Below are 26,759 nucleotides of genomic sequence, written 5' to 3'. Positions count from 1 at the left end.
CAAACACACACAATAAAAGAGCACTGATCATGAAAAAAATAACCACTCTATACTTATGCTGCCTGCTATTTATCTTCAGTAATAGCGCTAATGCAGGCTATACCCAAACTAAATACCCAATTGTATTAGCACATGGCTTGATGGGTTTTGACGATGTATTAGGTGTCGATTATTTTTATCGGGTACCAGCAAGCCTCAGTCGTGATGGCGCACAGGTTTTCGTCACGGCCGTATCCTCGCTGAATAGTTCTGAACAACGAGGCGAGCAGTTACTACAGCAAGTTGAACAGATTATTGCACTAACTGGTACAACAAAAGTAAATCTCATTGGTCATAGTCAAGGTGCGCAAAGTATTCGCTATGTTGCCTCACTACGCCCCGACTTAGTTGCCTCAGCGACCAGTGTTGGCGGTGTTAATTTTGGTAGCCCTGTTGCTGATGTGGTGCGCCAAGGACTGACTCCTGGATCTAAGCTAGAAGGTATAGCTAAAACAGCCTTTGATGCATTTGGCGGGTTAATCGCATTACTCTCTGACAATAGTCAGTTACCACAAGATGCGCTTGGTGCACTGGAGAGCTTAACCACTGAGGGCGCGCTGGCCTTTAATCAAAAATATCAAGAAGGCCTACCTGCTGAGCAATGCCAGCAAGGACCTATGTATGCCAGTAATGGCGTATATTACTTTTCTTGGAGTGGTACTCGAACTTTAACAAATATATTTGACCCATCAGATGCAGCACTGGCGATCACTGCAATACTGATCCCAGGCGATGACGATGGCTTAGTCTCTCGTTGTAGTAGCCATTTAGGTTATGTATTAAAAGATAATTACCGCATGAATCACCTTGATGAAGTGAATCAACTGATTGGCTTTCATCATTTATTTGCAACCGATCCACTGACAGTCTACCGTCAACATGCTAATCGCTTAAAAAAATTAGGCTTATAAACAATGAAGCGGTTGCTCATTTTAGTGCTAGTGATATCTATCACTAGCACCGCTATGATTTTTTTACTCAGCGACGATAAGCTTACAAGTGCAACGCCACCAAATGTCGATCAACCGATGGCAATCGATAGCATTTTTGAACACGTTATTTTAGCTAGCCAAGAGTCCGGTGAGTTTAGTGCTTCGCAGGCTCTAGAACAGTGCGAAAAGTTAGCTGCATGCGAAATCAATAGTGAGTTATTTAATCGCTACCTCAGCTTTAAAATAGCGCTGGCAGAGCTGCAGCAACAACTCGCTCATTTGCCGCTAAGCGAACAATTAATTGCAATGATCGCTTTTCAACAACGCTACTTCAATGCAGCTGAAATTACTCTCTTATTTAACGATGATAATGAGTGGCAGCACTATACAATTGCCAAGCTTGAAATTAATCAGAACAACCATATTAGTGATGAATTAAAGCAACAATTGTTATCTAATTTAGAGGGCGAGCAACCTGAGCGTATTACCCAGGCACTTAAACCTAGTAACGATCTAAAAGCTTTAAACACTGAGCTAAAAGATGCCCTGCAACAACAAGACTACAATCAACTAGCAGCGGAATTTGGCGATGCTGCGGCAACAAGGTTAATCGCTCTAGAGCAACAGCGCCGGCAATGGCAAACATTGAGTGAGCAACTCACACAACAAATTAAACAGTTAAAGCAACACTATGAGCCACAACAAGCAGAGCAAAAAATTACCCAGCTACTTGATGAGCATTTAACCACAAATCAAAAGCGACGGTTTTTAGTGTTATATCCATTGCATTAAATGAGTGACCTACTATAGCGTTAAGAAAGTAGCCGAATGGCCACCTTTTAAAAAAAACTGACTACCCTATTCACAGACATAAAAAAGCGCGGCTTCACTCAATGCAGCCGCGCTTATATGATTTAAAAAGCTCAGTGATTAATGGGCTTGTTGCCAATTATCTCCGCTATCAGCTTCAACCACTAATGGCACATCTAATTTCGCAGCATCAGACATTAACCGGCAAATTTCTGCGGTGTATTGCTCAACACACTCAGTTTTGATTTCAAATACCAATTCATCGTGTACTTGCATCAGTAATTTAACCGTATTCGGTGCTTGTTCATACACCCATTTGTTGACTGTTAGCATGGCTTTTTTGATGATATCAGCAGCGGTGCCTTGCATTGGTGCATTAATCGCAGCACGTTCGGCTCCTTTACGGCGCGCGCCATTACGGGCGTTGATCTCTGGTAAATGTAAGCGACGACCAAAAATAGTTTCAACATAGCCATTTTCAGCAGCTTTCTCACGGGTTGATTCCATGTACTCAAGCACACCAGGGAAACGTTCAAAATACTTATCAATGTAATGTTGCGCTTCATGGCGCGGAACATCAAGTTGACGTGCCAAACCAAATGCCGACATCCCATAAATTAAACCAAAGTTAACCGCTTTAGCTTTACGGCGCATATCCGTGGTTACATCTTCTAACTCAACACCAAACACTTCCGCAGCAGTTGCACTGTGTACATCAAGACCATTGGCAAACGCATTTAACAAGCCTTTATCTTGCGATAAGTGCGCCATGATACGTAGTTCGATTTGGCTGTAATCGGCAGCCACTATTTTATAGCCATCTGCAGCAATAAAAGCCTCACGAATACGGCGTCCTTCTTCTGAACGAATAGGAATATTTTGCAGATTAGGATCGCTTGAACTTAATCGGCCAGTTGCCGTTACCGCTTGATGATAAGAAGTATGCACACGCTTCGTTTGCTCATTCACTATCAGTGGTAATTTATCAGTGTAGGTTGATTTAAGCTTAGATAAACCTCGGTGCTCAATAATAACTTTAGGCAGCGGGTAATCGTGAGCCAACTCTTGTAGTACTTCTTCAGCTGTAGAAGGTGCGCCTTTTGGCGTTTTTTTAATAACTGGCAGTTCAAGTTTTTCAAACAACAATACTTGTAATTGCTTTGGTGAGCTTAAGTTAAATGGTTCACCAGCAATCTCATGCGCTTCTTTTTCCAGCTCAATTAAACGCTCACCCAAACGCTGGCTGTGCGCGGCAAGCATTTTACTATCAATCGCAACACCGGTGCGCTCAATATCTGAAATAACGCTGACAAGCGGCATCTCTATATCTTCAAATACCGATTTAAGCTTTCCATCGGCTGCAAGTTTCGGCCATAATACTTGGTGTAAACGAAGCGTAATATCCGCATCTTCTGCGGCATAAGGTGCCGCTTTATCAAGTTCGATTTGATTAAATGTCAGCTGCTTTTTACCTTTACCAGCAATGTCTTCAAAACTGATATTTTTATGGCCTAAATATTTTAGCGCCAACGAGTCCATATCATGGCGAGTACCAACACTATTAAATACGTAAGATTCAAGCATAGTATCGAATTTAATACCCTTTAGCTCAAAACCGGCATTAGCCAATACACTCTTATCATATTTTAAATTTTGACCAACTTTTGCTTTGTTTTCATCAGCTAAAATTGGCCCGATCTTCGCCATCACCGTCTCTAAACTTAACTGTTCGGGCGCGCCAGGATAATCATGGGCAACCGGTAAATACACGGCTTCGCCAGCTTTAACAGCAAAACTCATCCCGACAAGTTTAGCTTGCATGTAATCAAGGCTGGTTGTTTCAGTATCAAAGGCAAATAGTTCAGCGGCATTTAATTGCTCGACTAAAGTATCTAATTGCTCTGTTGTCAGGATTGTTTCATAGTGAGCATCAGCCACTTGCGGTAATTCATTCGCTTCACTGGGGACAGCCAAGTGAGTGTCTGCATCTTTTGGATTATCTAATAACTCAGCTAACCAGCGACGGAACTCACACTCGCCATACAAGGCAATCAGTTCATCGCGATTTGGCTCTTGCAATTTAAAGGTATCTAAGTCTGATTCAACTTCAACATCGCATTTAATGGTAGCCAGTTCATAACTTAGCGGTAAATGATCGACTGCGGCGGCAAGCTTTTCGCCGATCTTACCTTTGATCTCATCAGCATGATCAAGCACACCTTGTAATGATCCGTATTTTTGTAACCACTTAACCGCCGTTTTAGGGCCGCATCCATCGACACCTGGGATGTTATCTACTTTATCGCCCATCAAAGCTAAGTAATCGATGATCAGTTCAGGACCAACGCCAAATTTTTCAACCACAGTGTCTGGATCAGAAATACTGTCGGTCATGGTATTGATCAAAGTGACATGCTCATTCACTAACTGAGCCATGTCTTTATCACCGGTTGAGATCAATACATGGCGCTGCTGCTCTGAAGCAATACGGGCAAATGTACCAATCACGTCATCCGCTTCAACACCCTCAATACTAATAAGCGGAAAACCCATCGCCCTAATAATATCGTGCAGTGGCGCTATTTGCGTGCGCAAATCATCGGGCATTGGCGGGCGGTTGGCTTTGTACTCACTGTACATATCATTACGGAAAGTTTTACCTTTAGCATCAAAAACCACCACCATATGGCTTGGATCATACTGTTTGATCAGGCTTTTCATCATGTTAACAACGCCATAAATAGCGCCTGTTGCTTCACCTTTTGAGTTAGTTAAATGCGGTGGTGAATGATATGCACGGAATAAGTAGGAAGAGCCATCGACTAAAATAAGTGGATTTTCAGGGATCTGAGCCATGATGTAATTGGATCCTAAATGAGAGAAAACGAAATATCTGTAAGCATGCCATAAGGGCACGCATAAAACGACTGTGAATTAAGCTTTGTTTAAACCGTTAAATAAGAGTAAGTTGTGGATAACTATGTAGATAACACCCACAAGCTATTCCTCCAAAGTAATTTAAAACTACTTAGAAACAAGTTAAGTGTATGTTTTGTTTTAAAAAGATAATACGAGGTTCTTTTTTTATTATTTTTATCACAATGTGGAAAAACATTTTATTGCTTTGCTTGATTGTGGCTTTTTACAACTAAAAAACGGTTAATTCATTCCTTATAAATAACCGGACGAGCATTCTATCACAATGGATCAAAGATCATAGCGATCCTTTATAATTTTTTCCTATTAGCCAACTTAAAAAAAAGCATATAGCGCGTTTTTGCTCTGCCTCGAGTGGATTGATCAAATAAAAATAATCTTTAACTCATCATTATTGATGATCACAAAATGATCTTAATAAGGCCATAACAGTCAGCAAAAGTCATGCTAAACTGACTTTATGAATAATAAATAAGGGCATAGTATATGAAAAAAATAGCTGTAATTTTAGCAGGTTGTGGAGTTTATGACGGTGCAGAAATCAACGAAGCCGTATTAACGTTATTACATATTGCCAAAGCCGGAGCAAGCTACCAGTGTTTTGCCCCTGATATTGAGCAATTGCACACGATCAATCACCTGAATGGGGAACAAATGACCCCTAACCGGAACGTATTAGTCGAAGCGGCACGCATTGCCCGTGGCGATATCAAAGCGTTAACACTGTTAGATGCTAATGACTTTGATGCTTTGATTGTGCCTGGTGGATTTGGCGCGGCTAAAAACCTGTGTGATTTTGCGATCAATGGTGCGCAAGCACAATTAAACCCTGAAATGCTCCGTGCTGCTAAAGCATTTGCGAATGCCAAAAAACCAGCAGGCTATATGTGCATTGCTCCAGCAATGATCCCATTGATCTACAGTGCTGGCGTAAAAACCACTATTGGTAATGATGTTGATACTGCCAACGCACTACAAAGTTTAGGCGCTCAACACATTAATTGTGCAGTAGATGATATTGTAATTGATGAGCAACATAAACTCGTAAGCACTCCAGCTTACATGTTAGCGCAATCAATTTTAGATGCTGATGCAGGTATTGAAAAACTAGTCGCTGCGCTTTTGAAAATGAGCTAATTAGGTGCTAAAAAAACCGCAAATCAGTCATTCTAAAGTAGCTGCTTTGTTGCGCTGGCGCAAAAAAATAGTGTTTTTTCATAAGAAAAATACATCGTAGCGTTTTATAAATTGCGGCTTAGCGTTATAATCGTTCTAAATTCCGTCATCTATCGTGATTGATCACGTTCAAATCGAAGTGAGCAAGGCAAAATGAAAAAACTATCAGCAGCATTATTATTGCTAGCAACCACCGCATACGCACAGCCATATGATAACTCTATGACTGAAGATGCGATCAAAAAACGTATCGCGCCTATAGGTGCCGTTTACTTTGAAGGCGATAAAGCAGCAGTTGCTGAAGTGCCAACAGGTCCTCGTACCGGTGAACAAGTTTACCAAGGTGCGTGCTTTGCATGTCATGGTACTGGCGCACTTGGTGCACCAAAATCAGCAGATGACTGGGCTCCACGCTTAGCGAAAGGCGCTGACACGCTTCTAAGTCATGCAATTAATGGTTTTAATGCAATGCCACCACGCGGTACATGCATGGATTGCTCAGATGATGAAATAAGCGCAGCTATTGATTTTATGAGCAAAAAATAATACTTAATTCTGTACTGTTTTTTTATTAAGGCTGATTTTTATCAGCCTTTTTCATTATAAAAATAAATATCCCCACACCTTTATCACTACTTATTATTATCATTTTCTAATACTATTGGCCGCTTGACGATTAACCAAAAAAGTGAAAATATAAGTCCAATAAATATACAATAATAAAAATCGGTTTAATGTCACTGGAAGATATAACAGCTTTACTACATAAGCTGGAGCATAAAAATAATCGTTTAAAAGCTCTAGTCCAAAAGTATAAGCAATCCCACCACTTACAAAATGCCCTGATCCAATTATCAGAGCAAGCTAGTTCTGTTGCCGAATTAACGCTACTTTACCCTGCTATTCATGATATTTTGCAAGATTATATGCCAAGTAAAAGTTTTTACGTGGTGCTGTTAAATCAATTTAGTAACACCCTTGAACTCTCTTACTTTGCTGATGAAAAAGATGGTATCTCTGTGCCACTTAATCAAGATAATAATTTTATCCAAGGTGTCACTGGGTATGTTTTTAAACAAGGTAAAACCACCTACTTCCAAGGTGATGAAATGCAGGCTGCTGCCAACAAGGGGTTATTTAAATTACTTGGCACACCAGCAGAACATTGGGTAGGCGTGCCGGTATACCGAGAACAAAGCATTATTGGGGTGCTTGTCGCACAAAGTTACGATAAACAACAAAACTACTCTGAGCAACAAATCGAGCTATTAGAAGTAATGTCGCTCTACTTATCAACGGCTATCGAGCGGGTAAAAAAACGCGAACTATTAGAGTCTGAAGTAAAAATAAGAACTCGCGCATTAACGCAAAGTAATGAAGCACTTAACCTCGAAGTAGAACAACATAAAAAAACCCTCGCACGGCAACATATTCTGTTTAAAATTTCAGAGCTAGCGACGCAAACAAAGCATATTGATGAAGTATATCAACAAGTACATGAAATAATAAAATCAATAACTTACGCTGAGAATTTATACATTGCATTGTATGATCGCGAAACGGGTTGGTTAAACTTTCCGTACTGTGTGGATGAATATAGAGATAACACTCAACCGCGCCCTTTCGCCAAAGGTTATAGCGAATTAGTGTTACGTACCGAACAAACTCAACTCATTGATTGTACCCGAGCACAAAAACTGCTCAAATCCGGTGAAGTAGAAAGACCAGGGCAAGTCAACACTTCAAACTCAGCAACTAGCTGGTTAGGTGCGCCATTAAAAACAGCGCAAGGTGTGATTGGCTTAATAACTTGCCAAGCCTACAATCATAAGCATATTTTTAATCAAGACGACTTTGAATTAATTACCTTTGTATCGCATCAAATAGCGACTGTATTACAAGCACATTTAGCTGCTCAAGCCTTAAAACAAAGCCATCAACAATTAGAGTTTCGAGTTGCTGAAAAAACCAAAGAGATCCTCCAAACCAATATGCATTTACAAATGCAAATTGAAGAGCGCAAAAAAATAGAGCAACAGCTTTATCATGATGCCCACCACGATCCACTTACTGGCTTGCCTAATCGCAGTCTGTTTTTAACCCAATTAGAAAAAACTCTACAGCATTATCAACGTTACCCTGAACAACAGTTTGCTGTGCTGTTTATTGATTTAGACAAGTTTAAGGATATTAACGATCAACTTGGTCATCAAGCCGGTGATCAGTTTTTAATTAGCGTCAGTGAGTCTTTTTCACAATGTATTCGGGAGCACGATTTACTTGCGCGCTTAGGTGGCGATGAGTTTGTAATTTTATTAACGCACTTAACCGATCGCCAACAAGCCGAAGATGTTGCTAAGCGATTAATTGAACTGATGAAAAAACCATTTTGTATGAAAGGTATTTGTGTACAAAGTGGTGCCAGTGTCGGTATTACCTACTCAAAAACAAACTACAAGCACACGGATGAAATTATTCGTGATGCTGATGCTGCCATGTATTATGCAAAAAATGCTGGTCGCAGCCGGTTTGAGTTTTACCATCCACTGCTTAGTGCCGGCACAAGCCCATATGAGTTGGAAACCAGTCATCACTTAGACTCTTTACCAATGCATTTTCGCTGCTCTGAAATTATTACACTTGATGAACAGCATCAATCAGAATCATTGCTTGAGGCATTTGGCGAACACCCAGTACTTGGCAGCACCAGTTTTGAAATATTAAAGAAGTTTGCCGCTGATAAAGCACAACAGCTGGAAGTGGAATTACAGTTATTAACCAAGGCGTGCCAGCAGATCAAAACGGCACAACTGCAAATGGTGTTATTCCCTTGCTCGGGTTTATTACTGGAGAAAAATGAATTTCAGGCGTTATGCTTAACAATGCAAAAGCACAGCATAACAAAACAAATTTGTTTATTATTTAACGAACAAGAGATCCGTTACGCTTCAGGGGGGCAAATTAGTAATTTAAAAATGCTAAGTGAACAAGGCTATTCGATTGGCTTAAATGATTTTGCTAAAGATCGCTGCGAACTTAATTTACTTTGCGATCTTAATTTCGATTATTTATTACTTAGCTCTACCTTTAGTAAGCGAGTGTTACAACAACAAAGCTTTGATTTACAACTACAAGGTGTACTAGCAATAACTAAGATAAAACAAATAAAAGTAATCGCGAAAGGCCCTTCAATATTAAATTATAGAGCCTTACTCGACACTCATGGTTTATCGCTATTTATTGGTAGGCAGCATGCAATTAGTTCCACAGCAACACTCCCAGCTGACTCTTCGAACGAGCAAATTTTAAATTAACGATATGCGTCGCGGATAACCAGTTTATTATCCGCAGTTTAGATGAACTACTCAGGCTTTTTCAGCATGGCACGTAAATTAGCGACTCTGGCTTGGCCCTTTTCCATTCGTTCGGCTTGCGTATTTGGCGCTTTTTTATTTTCAAATGCTAAATCATCTTGCGGTAGCTCTTGTATAAAGCGGCTCAACTCGGTTTGTGATGTTTCGCCAAATTGACGACGAATTTTTGCATAGGTCATGGTCAGCTCTTGCTGAGCACGAGTGATCCCCACATAGGCTAAGCGACGCTCTTCATCAACGTTTTCTTCATCAATACTTACTTGATGCGGTAATAAGCCCTCTTCCATGCCGACCATAAATACGTAAGGATACTCCAAGCCTTTAGAGGCATGTAACGTGAGTAATTGCACCGCATCGGCTTCATCTTCTTCTTCGTTACGTTCTAACATGTCACGCAACGTTAACTTACTCACCACTTCAGCAAGCGTCAACGGCGGATTATCCGCATCACCTGTGAGCATATCTGTGATCCAACGGTACAACTCAGAAACATTCTTCATGCGCATTTCTGCGGCTTTCGCACTCGGTGATGACTCGTATAAATAAGCTTCGTAATTTATTTGTCTGACTAAATCTTTTACCGCTTCAAGGGTATCACCACGTACCGCATTATCTGACAGCTCAACTACCCAACGTGCAAATCCGGCCAACGAGTTTAAACCACGACCTTTTAAGCGATAACCTAAGTCGTTATCAAAACAGGTGGCAAATAAACTGGCATGTTTTTCATTGGCTAAGGTACCCAACTTTTCCAGCGTAACTGTGCCTATTTCACGGCGCGGAGTATTCACAATACGTAGAAACGCATTATCGTCATCTTGATTCACCAATAAGCGCAAGTACGCCATTATATCTTTGATCTCAGAGCGTGAGAAAAACGACATTCCGCCACTGATCTTGTAAGGTATTCGGTTACTCATTAACGACTTTTCAAAGCCACGCGCTTGGTGATTACCACGGTATAAAATAGCGTAATCTTTATAACTGGTGCGCTTCATAAATTTATGCGAGATGATCTCGGCGACGACCCGCTCTGATTCATGCTCTTCATCACGACAGCCAATCACTTTGATCGGCTCGCCATTTTCTAACTCACTAAACAGTTTTTTATCAAATTCATGAGGGTTATTGGCAATCAAGATATTAGCAGCTTTTAAAATACGCTTCACACTGCGATAGTTTTGCTCAAGCTTAATGAGCCGTAAACCTGGAAAGTCTTTGCTTAATAACACTAAGTTTTGTGGTCGAGCACCGCGCCATGAATAGATTGATTGGTCGTCATCACCTACCACGGTAAAACGCGCACGCTCACCCACAAGCAACTTAACTAATTGATATTGACTGGTATTGGTATCTTGATATTCATCCACCAGCAGGTAACGGAAACGTTGTTGCCAACGCTCACGCGAGGTTGCATTATTGATCAGTAATAAGGTGGGGATCATGATCAAGTCATCAAAATCCAAAGCATTATAGGCGCGTAACTGGGTTTGATAACGCGCATACAATTGCGCAAATAGCGCTTTTTGTGGCTCTCGCGCTTCGCGAATCGCTTGCTCTGGTAAAATAAGCTCGTTCTTCCAGCTGCCTATTTGCATTTTTAATAGATTGAGTAAATCTTTGTCTTTTTTTAGCTCTTCTTCAGTTAAGTCAGCAATTAATTGCCCAGTATCTTGATCATCAAATAATGAAAAGCCAGGTTTAAAACCCAGCGTTGTTAGTTCTTTTTTAATGATCTCAAGGCCTAAGGTATGAAAGGTAGATACCCACAAGCCTTTTGACTCTTTTTTACCTAACGTTTGAAAAACTCGCTCGCGCATCTCTTTCGCCGCTTTATTAGTAAAGGTCACCGCGGCAATATTACGTGCTTGATACTCACATTTTTGTACTAAGTAAGCGATTTTATTAGTAATTACACGAGTTTTTCCTGATCCCGCCCCCGCCAGCACTAGGCATGGACCACTAATATATTTTACCGCTTCATCTTGTTTAGGATTGAGTTTCATATCGACCAAAGAGATTGCATTAAAGACGGGCAATTTTAACGTAATCACTACAATACGCCTAGCCAATAAGGTAACATTAGCCATTATCATTTACGCGACAGTAAGGGACAGACATGATCAACCCAGCAAAACTTGAAGAAATTGCCAAACAGATTTCCAGTAACATGCCGCAAGGCGTTAAAAACCTTGCCGATACGTTTGAAGCGAAAACCAAACAAGCTATTCAAAATAAGCTTGCTGAGATGGACTTTGTCAGCCGTGAAGAATTTGATGTACAAAGCCAAGTACTAATTCGCACCCGCGAAAAGCTCGTTGCATTAGAAGCGAAAGTTGCACTACTTGAGCAACAACTCAGTAGCAATAAGCAAAGCGAGCAACCAGAATAATACCGTTTTAGTTATTACTTCAGGCAGCTTCGGCTGCTTGATTTGTTTTACGCCTTGCATACAGATCAACATCTATATACGATACGTATACGTTTTATATATAGGCACTGTTATGGGTATCGTAAAAATCAGCGACCAACTGCACGAAGAGATCCGCAAAGCCAGTACCACTATGGTACGTTCTATAAACTCTCAATCTGAATACTGGATAAAGATAGGCATGCTAGCTGAGCTTAATCCAACCATGACCTACGCCGAAATAATCAAACAGCAACTTGCACAAGCCGATGTAACAGCAGGAGAATCTTTGCATGAGTGAAATAATTATTAAAACTCCCGCACAAATAGAGCTAATGCGTGAGTCTGGTCGCCTACTGGCAAAGGTATTTGCCTATTTAGATAAACAGGTCAAAATCGGCATCACCACCATGGAGATCAATGATTTAGTAGAGCGCTATATTGTTGATGAGCTTGCTGCGCGTCCTGCCAGCAAAGGCCAGTACGATTATCCTTATGTGTTAAACAGCTCAGTAAATGAAGTAGTCTGTCATGGTTTTCCAGACCCTAAACGCGCGTTAAAATCAGGCGATATCGTCAATTTAGATATTACCCTTGAGAAAAATGGCTTTATTGCCGATTCAAGTAAAATGTATATGCTTGGTGAAGTGTCACCGCTGGCCAAGCGCTTAGTCGAAAAAACTTATCAAGCAATGTGGCAAGGCATCAAGCTCGTAAAACCGGGAGTGAGGTTAGGCGATATTGGCAACGCTATCGCTAATTTTGCCCATACTAATGGCTATAGCGTTGTACGTGAATACTGCGGACATGGTATTGGTGAGAAAATGCACGAAGAGCCGCAAGTTTTACATTATGGTAAACGCAATACCGGCATTGAACTTAAAGAAGGCATGACCTTTACCATTGAGCCGATGATCAACCAAGGGGCGGCAAAAGTAAAAACTAAACCGGATGGCTGGACTGTGGTTACTCGTGATAAAAAGCTTTCTGCGCAGTGGGAGCACACCATAGTCGTCACCGCTGACGGCTATGAAGTACTGACTTTACGCGAAGAAGAAATCGCTATTGCGACGGTATAAGTCAGGTTAACACCATGGCCATTTTATTAGTAAATGATCCATTGCCCCATTTGAGCTTTCAAAAATTCGCACCCGATCAACGCTTAGCTGATTGGGTGCAGTGTTATTGGAAAATAGGTTCAACCACTACACAAACAACACAGTTATTTACAGAAAAGCTCTACCCTGATGCTGGCGCAAGCCTAACAATTGATTTTAGCAACGCGACACCCGTTATTACCTTCGCATTTAATCGTCAAACGCAGGCAATAACTTTCAGCAATCAGGATTATTTAGTTAGTATTCGTTTTGCGCCTACTGGTGCTTATCACTTATTAGGTATAACGCTACACGAATTAGCTGAAGGAAATTATCTACTCGGGGAAGATTTTACCCCAAGCTGGTATCACAGTTTAATAGCATGTGTTGAACAAATGCAAAGCAGTCCACTAACCAGCCAACTGTATTTACTCGAGCAGTGGTTACTCAGCCAAGCAATTAGCAATCAACTCGTAACAAGCAATACAATTAAAGTGATCAAGCAGCTTATTCAACTCAATAATTCCACCAGCTGTGTAGGCAAGCAACTTGGCTTGACACGTCGTACTCTTGAGCGTCGCTTGAAAAAAGAAGCCGGGGTTAGTCCAGCTCAATTACAGCAATTTTACCGACTAAAAGCCGCACGCACGCTTCTAGCTGACAGCCAAACACCGATAACAGATATAGCCTTGCAATGTGGCTATTATGATCATGCTCACTTTTGTCATGCCTTTCATAATTTTACTTTTGAAACACCACGGCAATATCGCAAGCGAAAAACACCGAAAGTATAGAGGGTGTTTTCATCACACAAAAAACACATCGACTTAGCCTTTAAACTAAGATTACAATTACTGAAGTTAGCCCGCGCCCAGATAAGACGCAGTGCTTAGGTTACGTGCTTATTCTACTACGTAACGTTCAAACACTTTAAGCCCAGCACTTTTATAGTTAACATCAACTTCATCGGCACAAGTAACTACTGACTCTAAGTCGTGTAAGTGACCGTTTGCTAGACCATAAACCCAACCATGAATAGTTAACTCCTGACCACGCTGCCATGCTTCTTGGACGATATTAGTACGGCATACATTGCGTACTTGCTCAATCACATTCAATTCAATCAAGCTATTGAGACGATCTTTTTCTGCGAGTGCATTGATCTTTGAGGTGTATTTTTCTTTTACATCACCGACGTGACGAAGCCAGTTATCAATTAAACCAAACTTAGCATCTTTGAGTACTGCCTGAACACCACCACAGCCATAGTGACCAACAACCATGATATGTTTAACTTTTAACACTTCAACGGCGTACTGCATCACTGATAAGCAGTTATGATCGGTATGCACCACCACATTCGCCACATTACGATGAACAAATAGCTCACCCGGCATTAGATCAACGATTTCATTAGCCGGTACGCGAGAGTCCGAACAACCAATCCACAGGTATTCTGGGTTTTGCTGCATGGATAGAATTTTAAAAAATTCTGGATCATCTTTACACGTTCGTTCAGCCCAGCGTTTATTGTTTTCAAATAAGTTTTTTAATTTTCTCATTACATCTCTTTTCTGTCTTTGACGGTAGCTTGGATCAAGATATTACGTGGCGTTAATTGTTTTTCGCAAAACGTCTGCACACTGACTTGATAACCTTGTTGTTGCAAATATAAAGCACGATCGAGCACAAGCCAAACCTCAATTGCTCTTCTAAACACATGACGGACCAGTTCGATACGTTCAGTGACTTTTTTGCGCATTTCGCCTTTTTTTAAAAAGGATTCATAATCAATACCTTGCGGTATATCTAGCGCCTTTTTCTCCGCGGCCCATGCACAAAAAGCTTTAAATGAATCTGAAAAAATAGCTTTGTTAACTGAGGGCACACTGACGTAGTTTTGTTCGCTGGTGAGACTTTTGCGTAAAGCATCAAAACCCAATCGCCATTGCACTTCAGTTTTACGAACTTTATCTACCCGAGAAGGCGCTGTCACCGTCTCTTGTAGTGCTAATTTTAAATCACGATGCGTTAACTGCAGTTGACTACGCTTACCGGCATCGCTCATAGCTTGATAATCATTCGGGGTGAATAAGTGATAGCAACACGGCGATAGACTGATTTTTTGCGTTTGCGCGCTAGCCGCGTTACTCATAAACGTCTGATGTAACGCTCCGCAAGCATGCAGCGCTACGGCATGTTGTGCTTGTTGAAAATACTCAGTTACATCATCTTTAAGTACATCTGCTTGGCTAAAGTGCATGGCTAACCCTTGTTGCAGAGCACTTTGCTGACCTTGTTCACATAAATGTTGTTGCAGTTCGATGCTGTGCACACTCGGCGCACGGTTAAATGCCAGCATACGTCCTAAATGGCCTTTCCCTGCACACCATTCTAATACAGGTAATTGTGATTCTTGGCCAAGCGCACAGACAAAATCTTGCAGCTGTGCAAACTTGCGCCCTTTAATACCATTGCTGATCCAAAACGGATATTCGCAACGCGTAGTGGAGGCTTGAGGTAAGTCACACAATGTAGCTAAGTTATTGACTACGGGAATATACGGGCTAAAAAATTGATACAAGGCATCTTGATTGCTATCGAGTTCAGCAACTTGTTGATCGCTCAACAGCGTTAATGGTTGTTCTAATTCAGGCCATGGCAGCTGATCAAAATCGAATGCAGTGCATTGCCAATAGTGGCGAGTACTATGTAATAAGTTATCTAGGGCTGTAAACTGCTCAGCAAGGCTCATGTGATTTTAGCGATGGTCATTTCATTTATGCATTATACGCTTTTTCTGAACATCAAGCGTAAATAAAGTGGTATCGATAACAAACTAATTATAATTGCTGTAATAAGCATCCACGACATTTTAATTTTTTCAGGTTCAACATACTGGTAAATAAAGCCATCTTGCGCCTGATTAAAGGCATCTTGCTCAATCCCGTATAGATCAGCAATCAACCGCCATTTCGCTATCGACATAGATCCTAAATTAGTGCCAGGTGGTAAAATATAATCACTCAATACTTCAGCTTCATAGGCAAGCTGAGAAAAGCTTTTATCAGGTGCGTATTGGTGTTGAGTTAATGCAATTGTTTCATCCATATGCATCATTGCATAGCGCCAGCCCTTTAAGCTGGCCTGATAAAATGCTTCAACTGTTTGCGGATGTTGTTCGAGCATATTTTCTGTGGTGTAAAGAATATCGCTATAAACATTAATTCCATACTTCTGCGGGCAAATAAGTCTATAGTCGATGCCTTGCTCACGCATTATATACGGCTCATTAGTCACGTACACTTGCATCGCATCAATACTCCCAGCTAACCAATCCGTAATGCTGTTACCACTTTCATAAGAAGGTAAATTATTTGTTTGGATACCACTGCGTTCGAGCATTACCAATAATTCGGCATTTTCTTTGCGGCTGATACTACTAAGACGCTTATTGACAAAATCCCGAGGATGAAAAATATCGGAGCTTTTTTTTACCATCCAACAATAAGGAGAAAATTGTAAAATAGCAGCCATTGCCACCAAGGGTTTACCTGCGATCCGTTGCTGTAAAATACCTGAGTGCCCGACCCCGAAGTGAGCTTGGCCAGCCAACACTTTACTAAAGGTATCTGGGTTCTCAGGATCTGCCGGTAAAATAGTGACGTTTAGCCCTGCCGCTTTGTAAAAGCCTTGTTGCTGAGCCATATAGTAACCAGAAAATTGAAATTGATGCGTCCACTTTAGTTGTAAAGTCACATCCGCTGCCGCAACACTTTGCCCGCTGAGTATAAGCAAAGTAGCATAAAGCTGAAATTTCAGTCCTTTTAATGACAAATCGTAATCTAATTAGTTGGCTAATATTGCTATAACTATAAACCCAAGACATTGAGTTTGCAAAGAGACAAAAAAGCACCTCAATTGAGGTGCTTGCTTATACTAAAACCACCTCAAGCTACAGAATTCGTATCTTGAGGTGGTTTTAGTATATATTTAATTATTAACCGCTTTCACCCTATCAATGGGACGTTGAGTAGTTAAAAATTGGGTAAAACATGGATTCAGTGTTTCATCTTGCACACTGTAACCTAAGCGATTTAAATGCTCGTTGAATACCTCATACTGACTAGGCTCAATCGCAAACCCTGCTAATACATTACCCATCGAACCACCATGATTACGATAATGAAACAAAGTAATATTCCAATTGCTACCTAAGGTATCTAAAAAGCGCGCTAGTGCGCCTGGATATTCAGGAAACTCAAAGCGTAATAACCGCTCATGCATCTGCTCAGGTGCTTTACCACCAACCATATAACGAACATGTAATTTAGCCAGTTCGTTATCTGATAAATCACAAAATTGATAGCCATTGGTGGTTAAATCAGCTGTCAGTTCATCTAACTCTTGCTGACCTTGGCGCAGTGCAACACCAACAAATATTTGCGCTTCACCAGGGCCTGCGTAACGGTAGTTAAATTCAGTAATTGCGCGACCACCTAATGAGGCGCAAAACTGTTTAAAGCTGCCTTTTTCTTCATTGATGGTTACTGCTAACAACGCTTCGTTTTTCTCTCCCAGCGCAGTACGCTCAGCCACATAACGTAAGCGGTCAAAGTTTAAGTTTGCGCCAGATAACACAGCTGCTAAATGCAGCCCTTTTTGGCCTGTTTGCTGACACCATTTTTTCAGCCCAGCCGTTGCCAGCGCACCTGATGGCTCAGCAATCGCACGGGTTGAAACAAAAATATCTTGCATCGCCGCACATATTTCATCACCGGTTACAGTGACTACTTCATCACAAAACTTTTGCGCCAAACGAAAGGTTTCGGTACCAATAATTTTTACCGCAACACCATCGGCAAAACTGCCAACCCGTTCAAGCTCGACGGGTTTGCCTGCTGCAAGTGCCGCTTGTAAACAGGCACTTTCATCAGCTTCCACACCGATTACTTTTATATCTGGGCGCAATGACTTTATATACACGGCCATACCAGCAAGTAAGCCACCACCACCAACTGGAATAAATACCGCATCAAGTTGATTAAGCTGCTGCATTAATTCACGTGCAACCGTGCCTTGCCCTACAATTACATCAGGATCATCAAATGGAGGAACAAATATGCCGTCGCGCTGCTCAGTAAGTTCTAGTGCATAAGCTTTGGCAGCATCAAAATGATGGCCATGTAAAACCACTTCGCCACCAAGCGCACGTACCGCATTGACTTTGATTTCAGGGGTCGTCACTGGCATTACAATCGTTGCTTGATGCCCTAAGTGTGACGCACTGAGCGCCACCCCTTGAGCATGATTTCCAGCTGAGGCAGTGATCACCACTGAACCGGCTGGCAGTTTAGCCAGTTTGTTGTATGCACCACGCAGTTTAAACGAATAAACTGGCTGCTGATCTTCGCGCTTTAGCCATACTTGATTACCAAGACGAGCACTGAGTTCAGCCATTTCGCTAACCTCAGTAACTTTTGCCAGTGGTTCCATATTGGCTTGGATAATAGCGCGAAAATAATCGAGCTCTTGAGAAACCATAATTAACTAAGCTCCTCCAGTTTGGCTAAATCACGCACCGCGCCTTTATCAGCACTGGTTGCAAGTAGCGCATACGCTTTTAGCGCAGATGATACATAACGTTCACGATCGAGTGGTTTGTACGCTTGTTTACCACGAGCAAGTTGCTTTTGCTTACGCGCTTCAAGTTCTTCATCTGTTAACGCTAACGTGATTTCGCGGGTAGCGATATCGATAATAATTTTATCGCCGTTTTCAACGTAAGCAATGGCACCGCCACTGGCCGCTTCTGGTGAAACGTGGCCAATTGATAAACCTGACGTACCGCCCGAGAAGCGACCATCGGTTATAAGTGCGCACTGCTCAGCCAAACCTTTTGATTTTAAGTAACTGGTTGGATAAAGCATTTCCTGCATGCCAGGTCCGCCTTTCGGTCCTTCGTAGCGAATAACGACTACGTCACCGGCTTTTACTTCGTCATTTAAAATGCCTTCAACTGAATCGTCTTGTGATTCATACACCACGGCGGTGCCTTCAAAGTGTAGCATTTCATCAACCACACCCGCGCTTTTCACAATACAACCATCAACAGCTAAATTACCCGATAGTACGGCTAAGCCACCATCTTGACGAAACGCATGTTCAACGCTACGGATACAACCATGTTCACGGTCATTATCGCCTTCATCCCAACGACATTCTTGGCTCATTGCTTTGGTGGTGCGAATACCTGCAGGTCCCGCTCGATAAAACTTTTGTGCGGCTTCGTTGTTTGGATCAGTGGCATCCCATTTTTTAACTAGCTCTGCCATAGTCATACCAGCAACATGGTTTACCGACAGATCCACTAAGCCCGCTTTGCCAAGCTCGCGAATTATTGCCATCATGCCACCTGCACGATGCACATCTTCAATATGGTATTGCGCGGTTGCAGGCGCTACTTTACATAAGAAAGGTGTTTTACGAGATAACGCATCAATGTGCGACATATCAAAATCAACACCGGCTTCTTGCGCGGCGGCAAGTAAATGCAATACGGTATTTGACGAGCCACCCATAGCAATATCAACCACCATGGCATTCATAAACGCGGTTTTATTAGCGATAGCACGCGGCAAGACTTCTTTATTATCTTTTTGATAATACTCACGGCATAAATCAACAATTCGTGCACCGGCTTCGACATACAGTTGTTTACGATCTTTATGAGTCGCAAGTGTAGTGCCGTTACCAGGTAGTGCGAGGCCAATTGCTTCTAATAAACAGTTCATTGAGTTGGCGGTAAACATGCCCGAACACGAGCCACAGGTAGGACATGCTGAGCGCTCTACTTGCTCTGAGTCAGCATCACTTACTGATTCATCAGCACCTTTTACCATGGCATCAACTAAATCTAGTTTGATATCAATATTGGCAAGCTTAGTTTTACCTGCTTCCATTGGGCCACCAGACACAAAGATTACTGGAATATCTAAACGAAGTGCCGCCAGCATCATTCCTGGGGTGATTTTGTCGCAGTTAGAAATACAGATCATTGCATCGGCGCAGTGACCATTTACCATGTATTCAACTGAGTCAGCAATTAAGTCGCGCGATGGTAATGAATACAACATACCGCCGTGGCCCATGGCAATACCATCATCAATGGCGATAGTATTAAATTCTTTTGGCACACCACCCGCTTGAGTAATGGTTTCTGCCATAAGCTCACTGAGTTGGTTAAGGTGCACATGACCCGGTACAAATTGCGTGAATGAGTTTACAACCGCAATAATCGGTTTGCCAAAATCGCTATCTGTCATTCCTGTTGCACGCCATAATGCACGAGCACCTGCGCGCTTTCGACCTTCAGTTGTTGTTGCACTTCTTAATTTAGCCATAGTTACCTCAGTGTTTGCAGTTACTTTTAATATGTAACTGACATCCTCATTCTTAAATTTTTATTGCTAAGGGGAAAAGACCCAATAGCCCTGTTGATTTAGTTTTTACAGCAAACTACATTGCTTGCTGTTGTAAATTTTCTAGCGTTACTTGCTTAACGTCCACCAGCTTATTGAGCTGTGTGGTTAATAAGTGAATTGGCTTATCACTGTCGACCGTCATAGCCACATGGTAATGACCATCATCCATATTCAATTGAAAATGGGTTAAATCAAAACCACGATGACGAACTACACGCAAAAAGCGCTCAACGGCGATACTTTGATTTTTTAAAGCGACTGTTAAACTGTGTTTCATTTTCCACTCTCCGTCATCATTTCGTCATTCGCGGCACCCGGCGGTACTAGCGGCCAAACATTTTCTTTATCGTCAATACAGGCATGTACTATATAAGGACCTTTACTATTTACTAATGCTGTAATTGCATCATCAACTTGGTTAGCGTGGGTGATCGTTTGCCCAGCAATACCAAATACGGCAGCCAATTGCACAAAATCAGGGTTATCTGATAAATCAGTTTCAGAATAACGCCCTTCAAAAAATAACTCTTGCCATTGACGAACCATACCTAAACGTTGGTTATCCAAAATTAATATTTTTACCGGTAAATTGTTACGACGAATAGTGGCTAACTCTTGAATGTTCATCATGATTGAACCATCACCAGAAACAGTGATCACAAAATCATTTGGTCGAGCGACTTGCGCACCAATGGCCGCAGGTAAACCAAAGCCCATAGTGCCTGCGCCACCACTACTTAAATGGTTGCTTGGATGACTAAACTTCATATGTTGTGCCACCCACATTTGGTGCTGACCAACATCACAACACACAACGCCTGTACTTGGCATCCGCTGGCTTAGTTGGCTTAATAAATACGGGGCATATACTTTTTCGCCCGGATAGTCATAACGCCATGCATGTTCAATCATCATCTCTTTGGCATGATCACGCCATGCTTGTTCAGTTACAAAGCACTCTAATTGCGGCAATGAGGTTTTTAAATCAGCAACTAATGATGCTTTAACTGGTTTACGCTTACCAATTTCAGCAGCATCTATATCTAAATGGATCACTTTTGCTTTAGCCGCAAACTTGCCTAAATTGCCTGTTACACGGTCATCAAAGCGCGCACCGATGCATACTAGAACATCACACTCTTGTACCGCTAAATTTGCAGCTTGGCCGCCATGCATACCTAACATACCTAAGTTATATTCGTAATCAGGTAATACACTGCCTAATGCTTTTAGCGTTGAAACCGCAGGCATTTGGGTTTTTTCTAAAAATTGCATTAGCTGCACTTGCGCATCAGCCGCCTGTACACCGCCGCCAACATAGGCAACAGGCCGTTTGGCTTCGCTTAATAGTTGGTTAGCAATAGCCACTTGCTTTAAATCTAACATCGGTAAGTAATCATCAGCCGCAAGCCAAGGATGAAAAGGCACTTGCGCCATTTGAATATCTTTTGGTATATCTACTAACACAGGGCCTGGACGACCTGATTGCGCTAAATGCATGGCTTCTTGCAGTATTTCGGCTAAATCTTCAGGACGTTCAACCATATAACTGTGCTTAGTGCAGGATAATGACATACCTAATACATCAATCTCTTGAAACGCATCAGAGCCAATGGCAGCAGTTGGTACTTGGCCTGTGATCGCAAGTAATGGTACTGAGTCCATCATCGCATCAGCAAGCGCGGTGATTAAGTTAGTAGCCCCAGGGCCTGAAGTCGCAAAACACACCCCAAGTTTACCCGTGCTACGAGCAAAACCAACAGCAGCAAAACCCGCACCTTGCTCATGACGAGTGAGATAATGTTTAACCGGCGCACCATACAGCGCATCGTAAATTGGCATGATTGCCCCACCAGGGTAACCAAATACTTCTTTTACGCCGTGTTTGGCTAATAAATCAATTGTTAACTCTGCGCCTGTCATTAAATAATCCTCATTCCTCAGTGACATATCTATACTTAACTATTGCTAAACCCTGAAACTAAAAAGCCCCCCGACTGGTTAAGTGCGGGGGGCTTTTATAATGCTTTACGTATTTTTAAAGCACTAAGTAGCCCCCGCGGTAATAATAATCACCACGACGTTAATAAGGACTAGGTTTAGTGCGTTTGTAAGCATGTAATAAATACCAAAATTTGTTAATTTACGAAGGAATTGCAACTCCCCCGCTGTCTTTTTATATTAGTACCGCGATGGGAGTGCTAAGTCAACCTTAAAATCAATCTAAAAAAACACTCACCAATCAATTTTAAAGGCATAAAAATCCAATATGTAAGCCTAAATAGATTAATTTCCCTAATATATGAAGCTATTGATATTTCATACCTCGTTATAACCAATTACTGGTTTGATTAATTTTTGACGAAATCACAATAAATCATTCTTTTTTAAATCACCTCATTCAGGAAATGACTAGTTACCCTTAAGTGTTTCTTAAGTCTTGGACTCTACCATGCAGGTATTAAATTATTATTATTGAGTTCTCAATTTATGTTGGTAAGCCAATTTCTCAGCACAGGTTTTAAAAAGCGCTTCTACATTACCTGTAGCGCCAATACTTTTATCATCGCATTAGCATGTTATTACTGCTTAATCATCAATATCCCTTTTATGCATGGTGCATTTAACGCAATCACCACATTGCCCTCTTTTTCGTGGTTATTTTTACTCTCAGTGCCGTTACTGTTGCTGTGCTTATTAATTATTTTCTTTTCATTCTTATCTAGTCGCTGGCTACTCAAACCAATTAATTACATATTATTGTTAAGCTCGTGCGCCGTTCTTTACGGCACTTTAAATTATGGAGTGGTATTTGACTATTCTATGATTCAAAACACCTTTGAAACTGACGGTCATGAAGCGGCAAGCTATCTTAACTTGCAATTTATTATATTCTTTTGTTTGTTCGCCTTACTGCCGCTATTGGTTTTAATCAAAACCAAGGTTCGCTTTAGTCTGGTTAGCAAAGAGCTGGTGAGTCGTTGTAAACTGCTACTGGGCTGCTTTGCCTTAATCGCCGTAATTGTATTGAGTTTTTATGCCGACTATGCCGCTACCGGACGTAACAATCAATTATTAAAGAAAGAGTTAATTCCATTCCAATATTTAAGCAGTGGCTATAAATATATTCGCGATCAATGGCTGGTCTCTGACGAACCATTTCAAATTTTAGACCCAGCACCAGTACTAAGTGCATCACAACACACTCAAGTAACCGTTATCGTGGTAGGTGAAACAGCACGTGCTGAAAACTTTGCTTACCAAGGCTATACACGCGATACCAACCGTTTCACTCGACCTTTCAAAGTAACGTACCTGAACAATGTAGCATCCTGTGGAACCGCAACAGCGGTATCGGTCCCTTGTATGTTCTCACAACAAAACCAAGCTGAGTTCTCACGTAACGAAGCTGATAACCAGCAAAATATTCTCGACATTGCCCAAAGCGCTGGCGCTGATGTGTTGTGGGTTGATAATAACAGTGGCTGTAAAAATGTCTGTAATCGCGTTACCAACATTACCATCAAGGTAGATAACTCTGCACTTTGTGAACAACAGCATTGCTATGACGAAGCGTTACTAGCACCACTTAAACGTAAACTAGCTAATTTAAGCCAAGCTAATACGGTCATTGTATTGCATATGATGGGCTCTCATGGACCCACTTACTTTCAGCGCTACCCAGATCAATTTAAGCAATTCACACCAACCTGCGACCGCAGTGATATACAAAACTGTAGCACTGAGCAGTTAGTTAATACTTATGACAACACCATAGCGTATAGCGACTACGTAAATTCATTAATGTTAACCGAACTAAATAACTTACCTGACAATATTGATAAAACCTTTGTATATATTTCAGATCACGGTGAGTCGCTCGGCGAAAATGGCGCCTACTTACATGGCTTTCCGTATAGCTTTGCTCCTAGTGGCCAAACCCATGTCCCTATGTATATGTGGGCTGCCAAAGGCAACCAACGTATTACAGAAAGTTGCTTAAAGAGTGTTGATCAACAACAAGCTGCTTCTCACGACAATATATTCCATACATTAATCACTCTAATAGGCATCAAAAGTAAAGCCTATGAACAGTCTTTAGATTTAGTAAGTAACTGTAAAGCAATTAATAAAAAAGTGAAAAACAATAATGAATAATTCGAAAACGGTACTCAAACGCCAAGGACTACTACGCCTTTTATTTACCTTACGCCATACTTTCAATGGCTTAAAATGGATGACGCGATTTGAAGCTGCATTTCAGCAAGAACTCGCGCTATTTTTATTACTTGGAGTGTTTGCGTGGCTGGCGAATATTCCCACCAGCGATAAACTTATTTTAATTGCCAGCTTGCTGTTTGTACTATTCGCCGAGTTAGTCAATACCGCGATTGAAGTGGTGGTTGATCGTATTGGTACAGAACATCATGAACTCTCTGGGCTGGCTAAAGATATTGCCTCTGCCAGTGTATTTATAGCAATGATGATTAGCACACTGGTTTGGTGGGCTATTTTATGGGCATAACTGATAAATTTAGTCTTGCGCAACTACAAAATAGACTCGGTCCATATTGGGTATTGCTAACATTTTTTAGTTTATCGCTAACTATGTTAACCCTGGCTCGTTTTAGCTTAAGTGTATGGCAAGGTGAGCGAGTATTTAGCTCTCATGCTTGGCTAAATATTTTTGTTGGCGGCTTGCGCGTTGATACGGCTACCTTAAGTTATATTTTAATGCCGGCATTGTTGTTGATAATTATCAGCACATTAGTCTCTAAACAGCAGCTTATTCGTGGCATCATTAAATACTATTTATTGCTAATGACCGCGTTGCTGATCTTCTTTGAAGTGATCACTGCGACCTTTATTAGTGAATATGATTTGCGTCCAAACCGCTTATTTATTGAATACTTAATATACCCAAAAGAAGTCTCTCGCATGATTTTTGCGGGGTATAAAATAGAGGTATTCACCACTTTATTATTCTTGATCGTTGGGGTAAAACTGGCTACAAAAGTTTTTACCAGCCAATGGCGTAGCCACTGTCAGTTGCCAATCATAAAACACTCCTTATTGGTGATTAGCTTACTGTGCTTAACCGTTCTAGGTGCACGTAACTCACTAGGTCATCGACCGTTAAACCCTGCAATGGTGGCATTCTCAACTGATCATTTACTTAATGATCTTAGTCTTAACTCGTTGTATAGCGTAGCCTTTGCAATTAAACAACTCAGTAATGAAAAATCAAGCCAAGACTTTTATGGCACCATGGCCGAAGAGGAATTATTAGCCTTAGTACGCGCGAGTATGCAAAATGAGCAAGCTGTTTTTAACGATGCCAGCGCACCAACCAAAACCTTTCATCAAGCGGCGTATCAAGGGAAGCCCAAAAACTTAGTTATCATTTTGCAAGAAAGTTTAGGAGCACGTTATGTGGGTACTTTAGGCGGCTTACCTTTAACCCCTAATATAGATAAACTTTATCAGCGAGGTTGGGGGTTTGATAATCTATACGCCACGGGCACACGCTCAGTTCGCGGTATAGAAGCGGTTATTACTGGATTTACCCCCACCCCTTCTCGCGCAGTAGTAAAGCTTGATAAATCGCAACGTGATTTTTTTACCATTGCTGACTTTTTAAGCAAACAAGATTACCAAACCCAGTTTATTTACGGTGGTGAAAGCCACTTTGATAATATGCAAAGCTTCTTTTTGGGTAATGGTTTTCAACACATTGTAGATAGTAATGACTTTGCCAATATTGATTTTAATGGGTCATGGGGTGCATCGGATGAAGACTTATACAACCAAGCAGATATAGAACTCACCAAGTTGCAGCAGCAAGGGCAGCCATTTTTTAGCTTAGTATTTTCCAGCTCTAACCATAGCCCGTATGAGTTCCCTGATAATAAAATTGCACTTTACGATAATGAAAAACAAACTCGCAATAATGCAGCAAAATATGCCGATTATGCGCTAGGCACCTTTATCGAAAAAGCAAAGCAATCAAGTTACTGGGACGATACCGTCTTTATAGTGATTGCTGATCATGACTCGCGCGTATCGGGGGCAAGTTTAGTACCAATTGATCACTTTCGTATTCCTGCGGTTATTTTTGGTAAAGGTATCAATGCCAAGCGTGATCATCAGTTGGCTAGCCAACTTGATATTCCGACGACATTATTATCATTGATTGGAGCCAGTGGTGAACATCCGATGATAGGTCGCGATCTTACGCAGCCAATCGCAGATAATAAACAACGCGCAATGATGCAATACGATAAAAACTTTGCCTACATAACCGGTAATAGTGGCCAAGGTAATAAGGTCGTAATTTTACAACCACAAAAACCAGCAACCACTTATATATACACACAAGATAAATTAGTGCCCACCTGCAACGACCCACAATTGGTGAAAAAAGCACTGGCACATGCCAATTTAGGTAATTTAGCCTATCAAAAGAGTTGGTATCATTAATCTATAAGCCTTGCTAAAGT

The 26,759-nt window shown here is 41.4% G+C and carries 21 protein-coding genes; 12 read left to right on the top strand and 9 right to left on the bottom strand.

Going from position 1 to position 26,759, the window contains the following annotated elements; all coding sequences use genetic code 11:
• The first annotated feature begins 29 nt into the window (after positions 1-29).
• A complete protein-coding gene (locus H5200_RS00220; RefSeq protein WP_182760685.1) occupies positions 30-950 on the top strand; it encodes a triacylglycerol lipase in 921 nt (306 codons plus the stop codon).
• A gap of 3 nt (positions 951-953) precedes the next feature.
• A complete protein-coding gene (locus H5200_RS00215) occupies positions 954-1,763 on the top strand; it encodes a lipase secretion chaperone (RefSeq protein WP_182760684.1) in 810 nt (269 codons plus the stop codon).
• A gap of 138 nt (positions 1,764-1,901) precedes the next feature.
• Here H5200_RS00215 and polA read toward each other — a convergent pair whose 3' ends face one another.
• Positions 1,902-4,637, bottom strand: coding sequence for a DNA polymerase I (gene polA, locus H5200_RS00210; protein ID WP_182760683.1), 2,736 nt, complete (start codon positions 4,635-4,637; stop codon positions 1,902-1,904).
• Between the two features lie 567 nt (positions 4,638-5,204).
• On the opposite strand from polA, the gene elbB reads away from it, so the two are divergent.
• From elbB to H5200_RS00195, 3 genes are all read left to right on the top strand, one after another.
• Positions 5,205-5,855, top strand: coding sequence for an isoprenoid biosynthesis glyoxalase ElbB (gene elbB / locus H5200_RS00205; RefSeq protein WP_149982603.1), 651 nt, complete (start codon positions 5,205-5,207; stop codon positions 5,853-5,855).
• Positions 5,856-6,047: 192 nt separating this feature from the next.
• Positions 6,048-6,440 (top strand): cytochrome c5 family protein, encoded by a 393-nt coding sequence (locus H5200_RS00200; protein ID WP_149982602.1) that lies wholly within the window; start codon positions 6,048-6,050, stop codon positions 6,438-6,440.
• Between the two features lie 188 nt (positions 6,441-6,628).
• Positions 6,629-9,208 carry a diguanylate cyclase domain-containing protein gene (locus H5200_RS00195; RefSeq protein ID WP_182740391.1) on the top strand — a complete coding sequence of 860 codons (2,580 nt, stop codon included), beginning with the start codon at positions 6,629-6,631 and terminating at the stop codon, positions 9,206-9,208.
• Positions 9,209-9,255: 47 nt separating this feature from the next.
• Here the strand turns inward: H5200_RS00195 and rep are convergent, their stop codons facing one another.
• Positions 9,256-11,274 carry a DNA helicase Rep gene (gene rep / locus H5200_RS00190; protein ID WP_145238754.1) on the bottom strand — a complete coding sequence of 673 codons (2,019 nt, stop codon included), beginning with the start codon at positions 11,272-11,274 and terminating at the stop codon, positions 9,256-9,258.
• A 113-nt stretch (positions 11,275-11,387) separates the two neighbouring features.
• Here rep and H5200_RS00185 point away from each other — a divergent pair, with 113 nt between their 5' ends.
• The 4 genes from H5200_RS00185 (at position 11,388) to H5200_RS00170 (ending at position 13,569) form a co-directional block, all read left to right on the top strand.
• The gene (locus H5200_RS00185; RefSeq protein WP_145238407.1) at positions 11,388-11,660 is read left to right on the top strand and encodes a ubiquinone biosynthesis accessory factor UbiK; all 273 of its coding nucleotides are present in this window, start codon (positions 11,388-11,390) and stop codon (positions 11,658-11,660) included.
• A 112-nt stretch (positions 11,661-11,772) separates the two neighbouring features.
• Positions 11,773-11,979, top strand: coding sequence for a ParD-like family protein (locus H5200_RS00180; RefSeq protein WP_149982600.1), 207 nt, complete (start codon positions 11,773-11,775; stop codon positions 11,977-11,979).
• On the top strand, positions 11,972-12,757 hold the full coding sequence (gene map, locus H5200_RS00175; protein ID WP_182740392.1) for a type I methionyl aminopeptidase: 786 nt from the start codon (positions 11,972-11,974) through the stop codon (positions 12,755-12,757). The genes H5200_RS00180 and map overlap by 8 nt, the downstream gene beginning before the upstream one ends.
• A gap of 14 nt (positions 12,758-12,771) precedes the next feature.
• Entirely contained in the window at positions 12,772-13,569 is a 798-nt protein-coding gene (locus tag H5200_RS00170) for an AraC family transcriptional regulator (protein ID WP_182740393.1), read from the top strand.
• 108 nt (positions 13,570-13,677) lie between these two features.
• Here the strand turns inward: H5200_RS00170 and can are convergent, their stop codons facing one another.
• The 7 genes from can to ilvG form a co-directional block, all read right to left on the bottom strand.
• Positions 13,678-14,337, bottom strand: coding sequence for a carbonate dehydratase (can, locus tag H5200_RS00165; protein WP_145238393.1), 660 nt, complete (start codon positions 14,335-14,337; stop codon positions 13,678-13,680).
• Entirely contained in the window at positions 14,337-15,530 is a 1,194-nt protein-coding gene (locus H5200_RS00160; protein ID WP_182717673.1) for a methyltransferase, read from the bottom strand. The genes can and H5200_RS00160 overlap by 1 nt, the downstream gene beginning before the upstream one ends.
• Before the next feature lie 32 nt (positions 15,531-15,562).
• Positions 15,563-16,612, bottom strand: coding sequence for an ABC transporter substrate-binding protein (locus tag H5200_RS00155; RefSeq protein WP_182740394.1), 1,050 nt, complete (start codon positions 16,610-16,612; stop codon positions 15,563-15,565).
• Positions 16,613-16,768: 156 nt separating this feature from the next.
• Complete coding sequence (gene ilvA / locus H5200_RS00150; protein ID WP_182717671.1) at positions 16,769-18,319, bottom strand: threonine ammonia-lyase, biosynthetic; 1,551 nt, start codon at positions 18,317-18,319, stop codon at positions 16,769-16,771.
• Positions 18,320-18,321: 2 nt separating this feature from the next.
• Complete coding sequence (ilvD, locus tag H5200_RS00145) at positions 18,322-20,178, bottom strand: dihydroxy-acid dehydratase (protein WP_145238380.1); 1,857 nt, start codon at positions 20,176-20,178, stop codon at positions 18,322-18,324.
• Between the two features lie 115 nt (positions 20,179-20,293).
• Positions 20,294-20,536, bottom strand: coding sequence for an acetolactate synthase 2 small subunit (gene ilvM / locus H5200_RS00140; protein WP_145238377.1), 243 nt, complete (start codon positions 20,534-20,536; stop codon positions 20,294-20,296).
• Positions 20,533-22,182, bottom strand: coding sequence for an acetolactate synthase 2 catalytic subunit (ilvG, locus tag H5200_RS00135; RefSeq protein ID WP_182740395.1), 1,650 nt, complete (start codon positions 22,180-22,182; stop codon positions 20,533-20,535). Before ilvG ends, ilvM begins: the two co-directional genes overlap by 4 nt.
• Before the next feature lie 567 nt (positions 22,183-22,749).
• On the opposite strand from ilvG, the gene H5200_RS00130 reads away from it, so the two are divergent.
• Genes H5200_RS00130 through H5200_RS00120 form a run of 3 tightly spaced genes read left to right on the top strand, consistent with a single transcriptional unit; the run spans position 22,750 to position 26,739 of the window.
• The gene (locus H5200_RS00130; RefSeq protein ID WP_182760682.1) at positions 22,750-24,417 is read left to right on the top strand and encodes a phosphoethanolamine transferase; all 1,668 of its coding nucleotides are present in this window, start codon (positions 22,750-22,752) and stop codon (positions 24,415-24,417) included.
• Positions 24,410-24,784: a diacylglycerol kinase gene (locus H5200_RS00125; protein ID WP_182717668.1), complete on the top strand. Its 375-nt coding sequence runs from the start codon at positions 24,410-24,412 to the stop codon at positions 24,782-24,784. Before H5200_RS00130 ends, H5200_RS00125 begins: the two co-directional genes overlap by 8 nt.
• On the top strand, positions 24,775-26,739 hold the full coding sequence (locus tag H5200_RS00120; protein ID WP_182760681.1) for an LTA synthase family protein: 1,965 nt from the start codon (positions 24,775-24,777) through the stop codon (positions 26,737-26,739). The genes H5200_RS00125 and H5200_RS00120 overlap by 10 nt, the downstream gene beginning before the upstream one ends.
• Positions 26,740-26,759: the final 20 nt, after the last annotated feature.

This window comes from Pseudoalteromonas sp. SG43-7, assembly GCF_014164295.1.
Classification (GTDB): Bacteria; Pseudomonadota; Gammaproteobacteria; order Enterobacterales; family Alteromonadaceae; genus Pseudoalteromonas; species Pseudoalteromonas rhizosphaerae.
This window is presented reverse-complemented; position numbering and strand designations above follow the sequence as displayed.

Excerpts from the sequence above, each read along its gene's own strand:
- H5200_RS00220 (WP_182760685.1), top strand. The coding sequence starts at position 30 with ATGAAAAAAATAACCACTCTATACTTATGCTGCCTGCTATTTATCTTC.
- H5200_RS00215 (WP_182760684.1), top strand. The coding sequence starts at position 954 with ATGAAGCGGTTGCTCATTTTAGTGCTAGTGATATCTATCACTAGCACC.
- polA (WP_182760683.1), bottom strand. The coding sequence starts at position 4,637 with ATGGCTCAGATCCCTGAAAATCCACTTATTTTAGTCGATGGCTCTTCC.
- elbB (WP_149982603.1), top strand. The coding sequence starts at position 5,205 with ATGAAAAAAATAGCTGTAATTTTAGCAGGTTGTGGAGTTTATGACGGT.
- H5200_RS00200 (WP_149982602.1), top strand. The coding sequence starts at position 6,048 with ATGAAAAAACTATCAGCAGCATTATTATTGCTAGCAACCACCGCATAC.
- H5200_RS00195 (WP_182740391.1), top strand. The coding sequence starts at position 6,629 with ATGTCACTGGAAGATATAACAGCTTTACTACATAAGCTGGAGCATAAA.
- rep (WP_145238754.1), bottom strand. The coding sequence starts at position 11,274 with ATGAAACTCAATCCTAAACAAGATGAAGCGGTAAAATATATTAGTGGT.
- H5200_RS00185 (WP_145238407.1), top strand. The coding sequence starts at position 11,388 with ATGATCAACCCAGCAAAACTTGAAGAAATTGCCAAACAGATTTCCAGT.
- H5200_RS00180 (WP_149982600.1), top strand. The coding sequence starts at position 11,773 with ATGGGTATCGTAAAAATCAGCGACCAACTGCACGAAGAGATCCGCAAA.
- map (WP_182740392.1), top strand. The coding sequence starts at position 11,972 with ATGAGTGAAATAATTATTAAAACTCCCGCACAAATAGAGCTAATGCGT.
- H5200_RS00170 (WP_182740393.1), top strand. The coding sequence starts at position 12,772 with ATGGCCATTTTATTAGTAAATGATCCATTGCCCCATTTGAGCTTTCAA.
- can (WP_145238393.1), bottom strand. The coding sequence starts at position 14,337 with ATGAGAAAATTAAAAAACTTATTTGAAAACAATAAACGCTGGGCTGAA.
- H5200_RS00160 (WP_182717673.1), bottom strand. The coding sequence starts at position 15,530 with ATGAGCCTTGCTGAGCAGTTTACAGCCCTAGATAACTTATTACATAGT.
- ilvA (WP_182717671.1), bottom strand. The coding sequence starts at position 18,319 with ATGGTTTCTCAAGAGCTCGATTATTTTCGCGCTATTATCCAAGCCAAT.
- ilvD (WP_145238380.1), bottom strand. The coding sequence starts at position 20,178 with ATGGCTAAATTAAGAAGTGCAACAACAACTGAAGGTCGAAAGCGCGCA.
- ilvM (WP_145238377.1), bottom strand. The coding sequence starts at position 20,536 with ATGAAACACAGTTTAACAGTCGCTTTAAAAAATCAAAGTATCGCCGTT.
- ilvG (WP_182740395.1), bottom strand. The coding sequence starts at position 22,182 with ATGACAGGCGCAGAGTTAACAATTGATTTATTAGCCAAACACGGCGTA.
- H5200_RS00130 (WP_182760682.1), top strand. The coding sequence starts at position 22,750 with ATGTTGGTAAGCCAATTTCTCAGCACAGGTTTTAAAAAGCGCTTCTAC.
- H5200_RS00125 (WP_182717668.1), top strand. The coding sequence starts at position 24,410 with ATGAATAATTCGAAAACGGTACTCAAACGCCAAGGACTACTACGCCTT.
- H5200_RS00120 (WP_182760681.1), top strand. The coding sequence starts at position 24,775 with ATGGGCATAACTGATAAATTTAGTCTTGCGCAACTACAAAATAGACTC.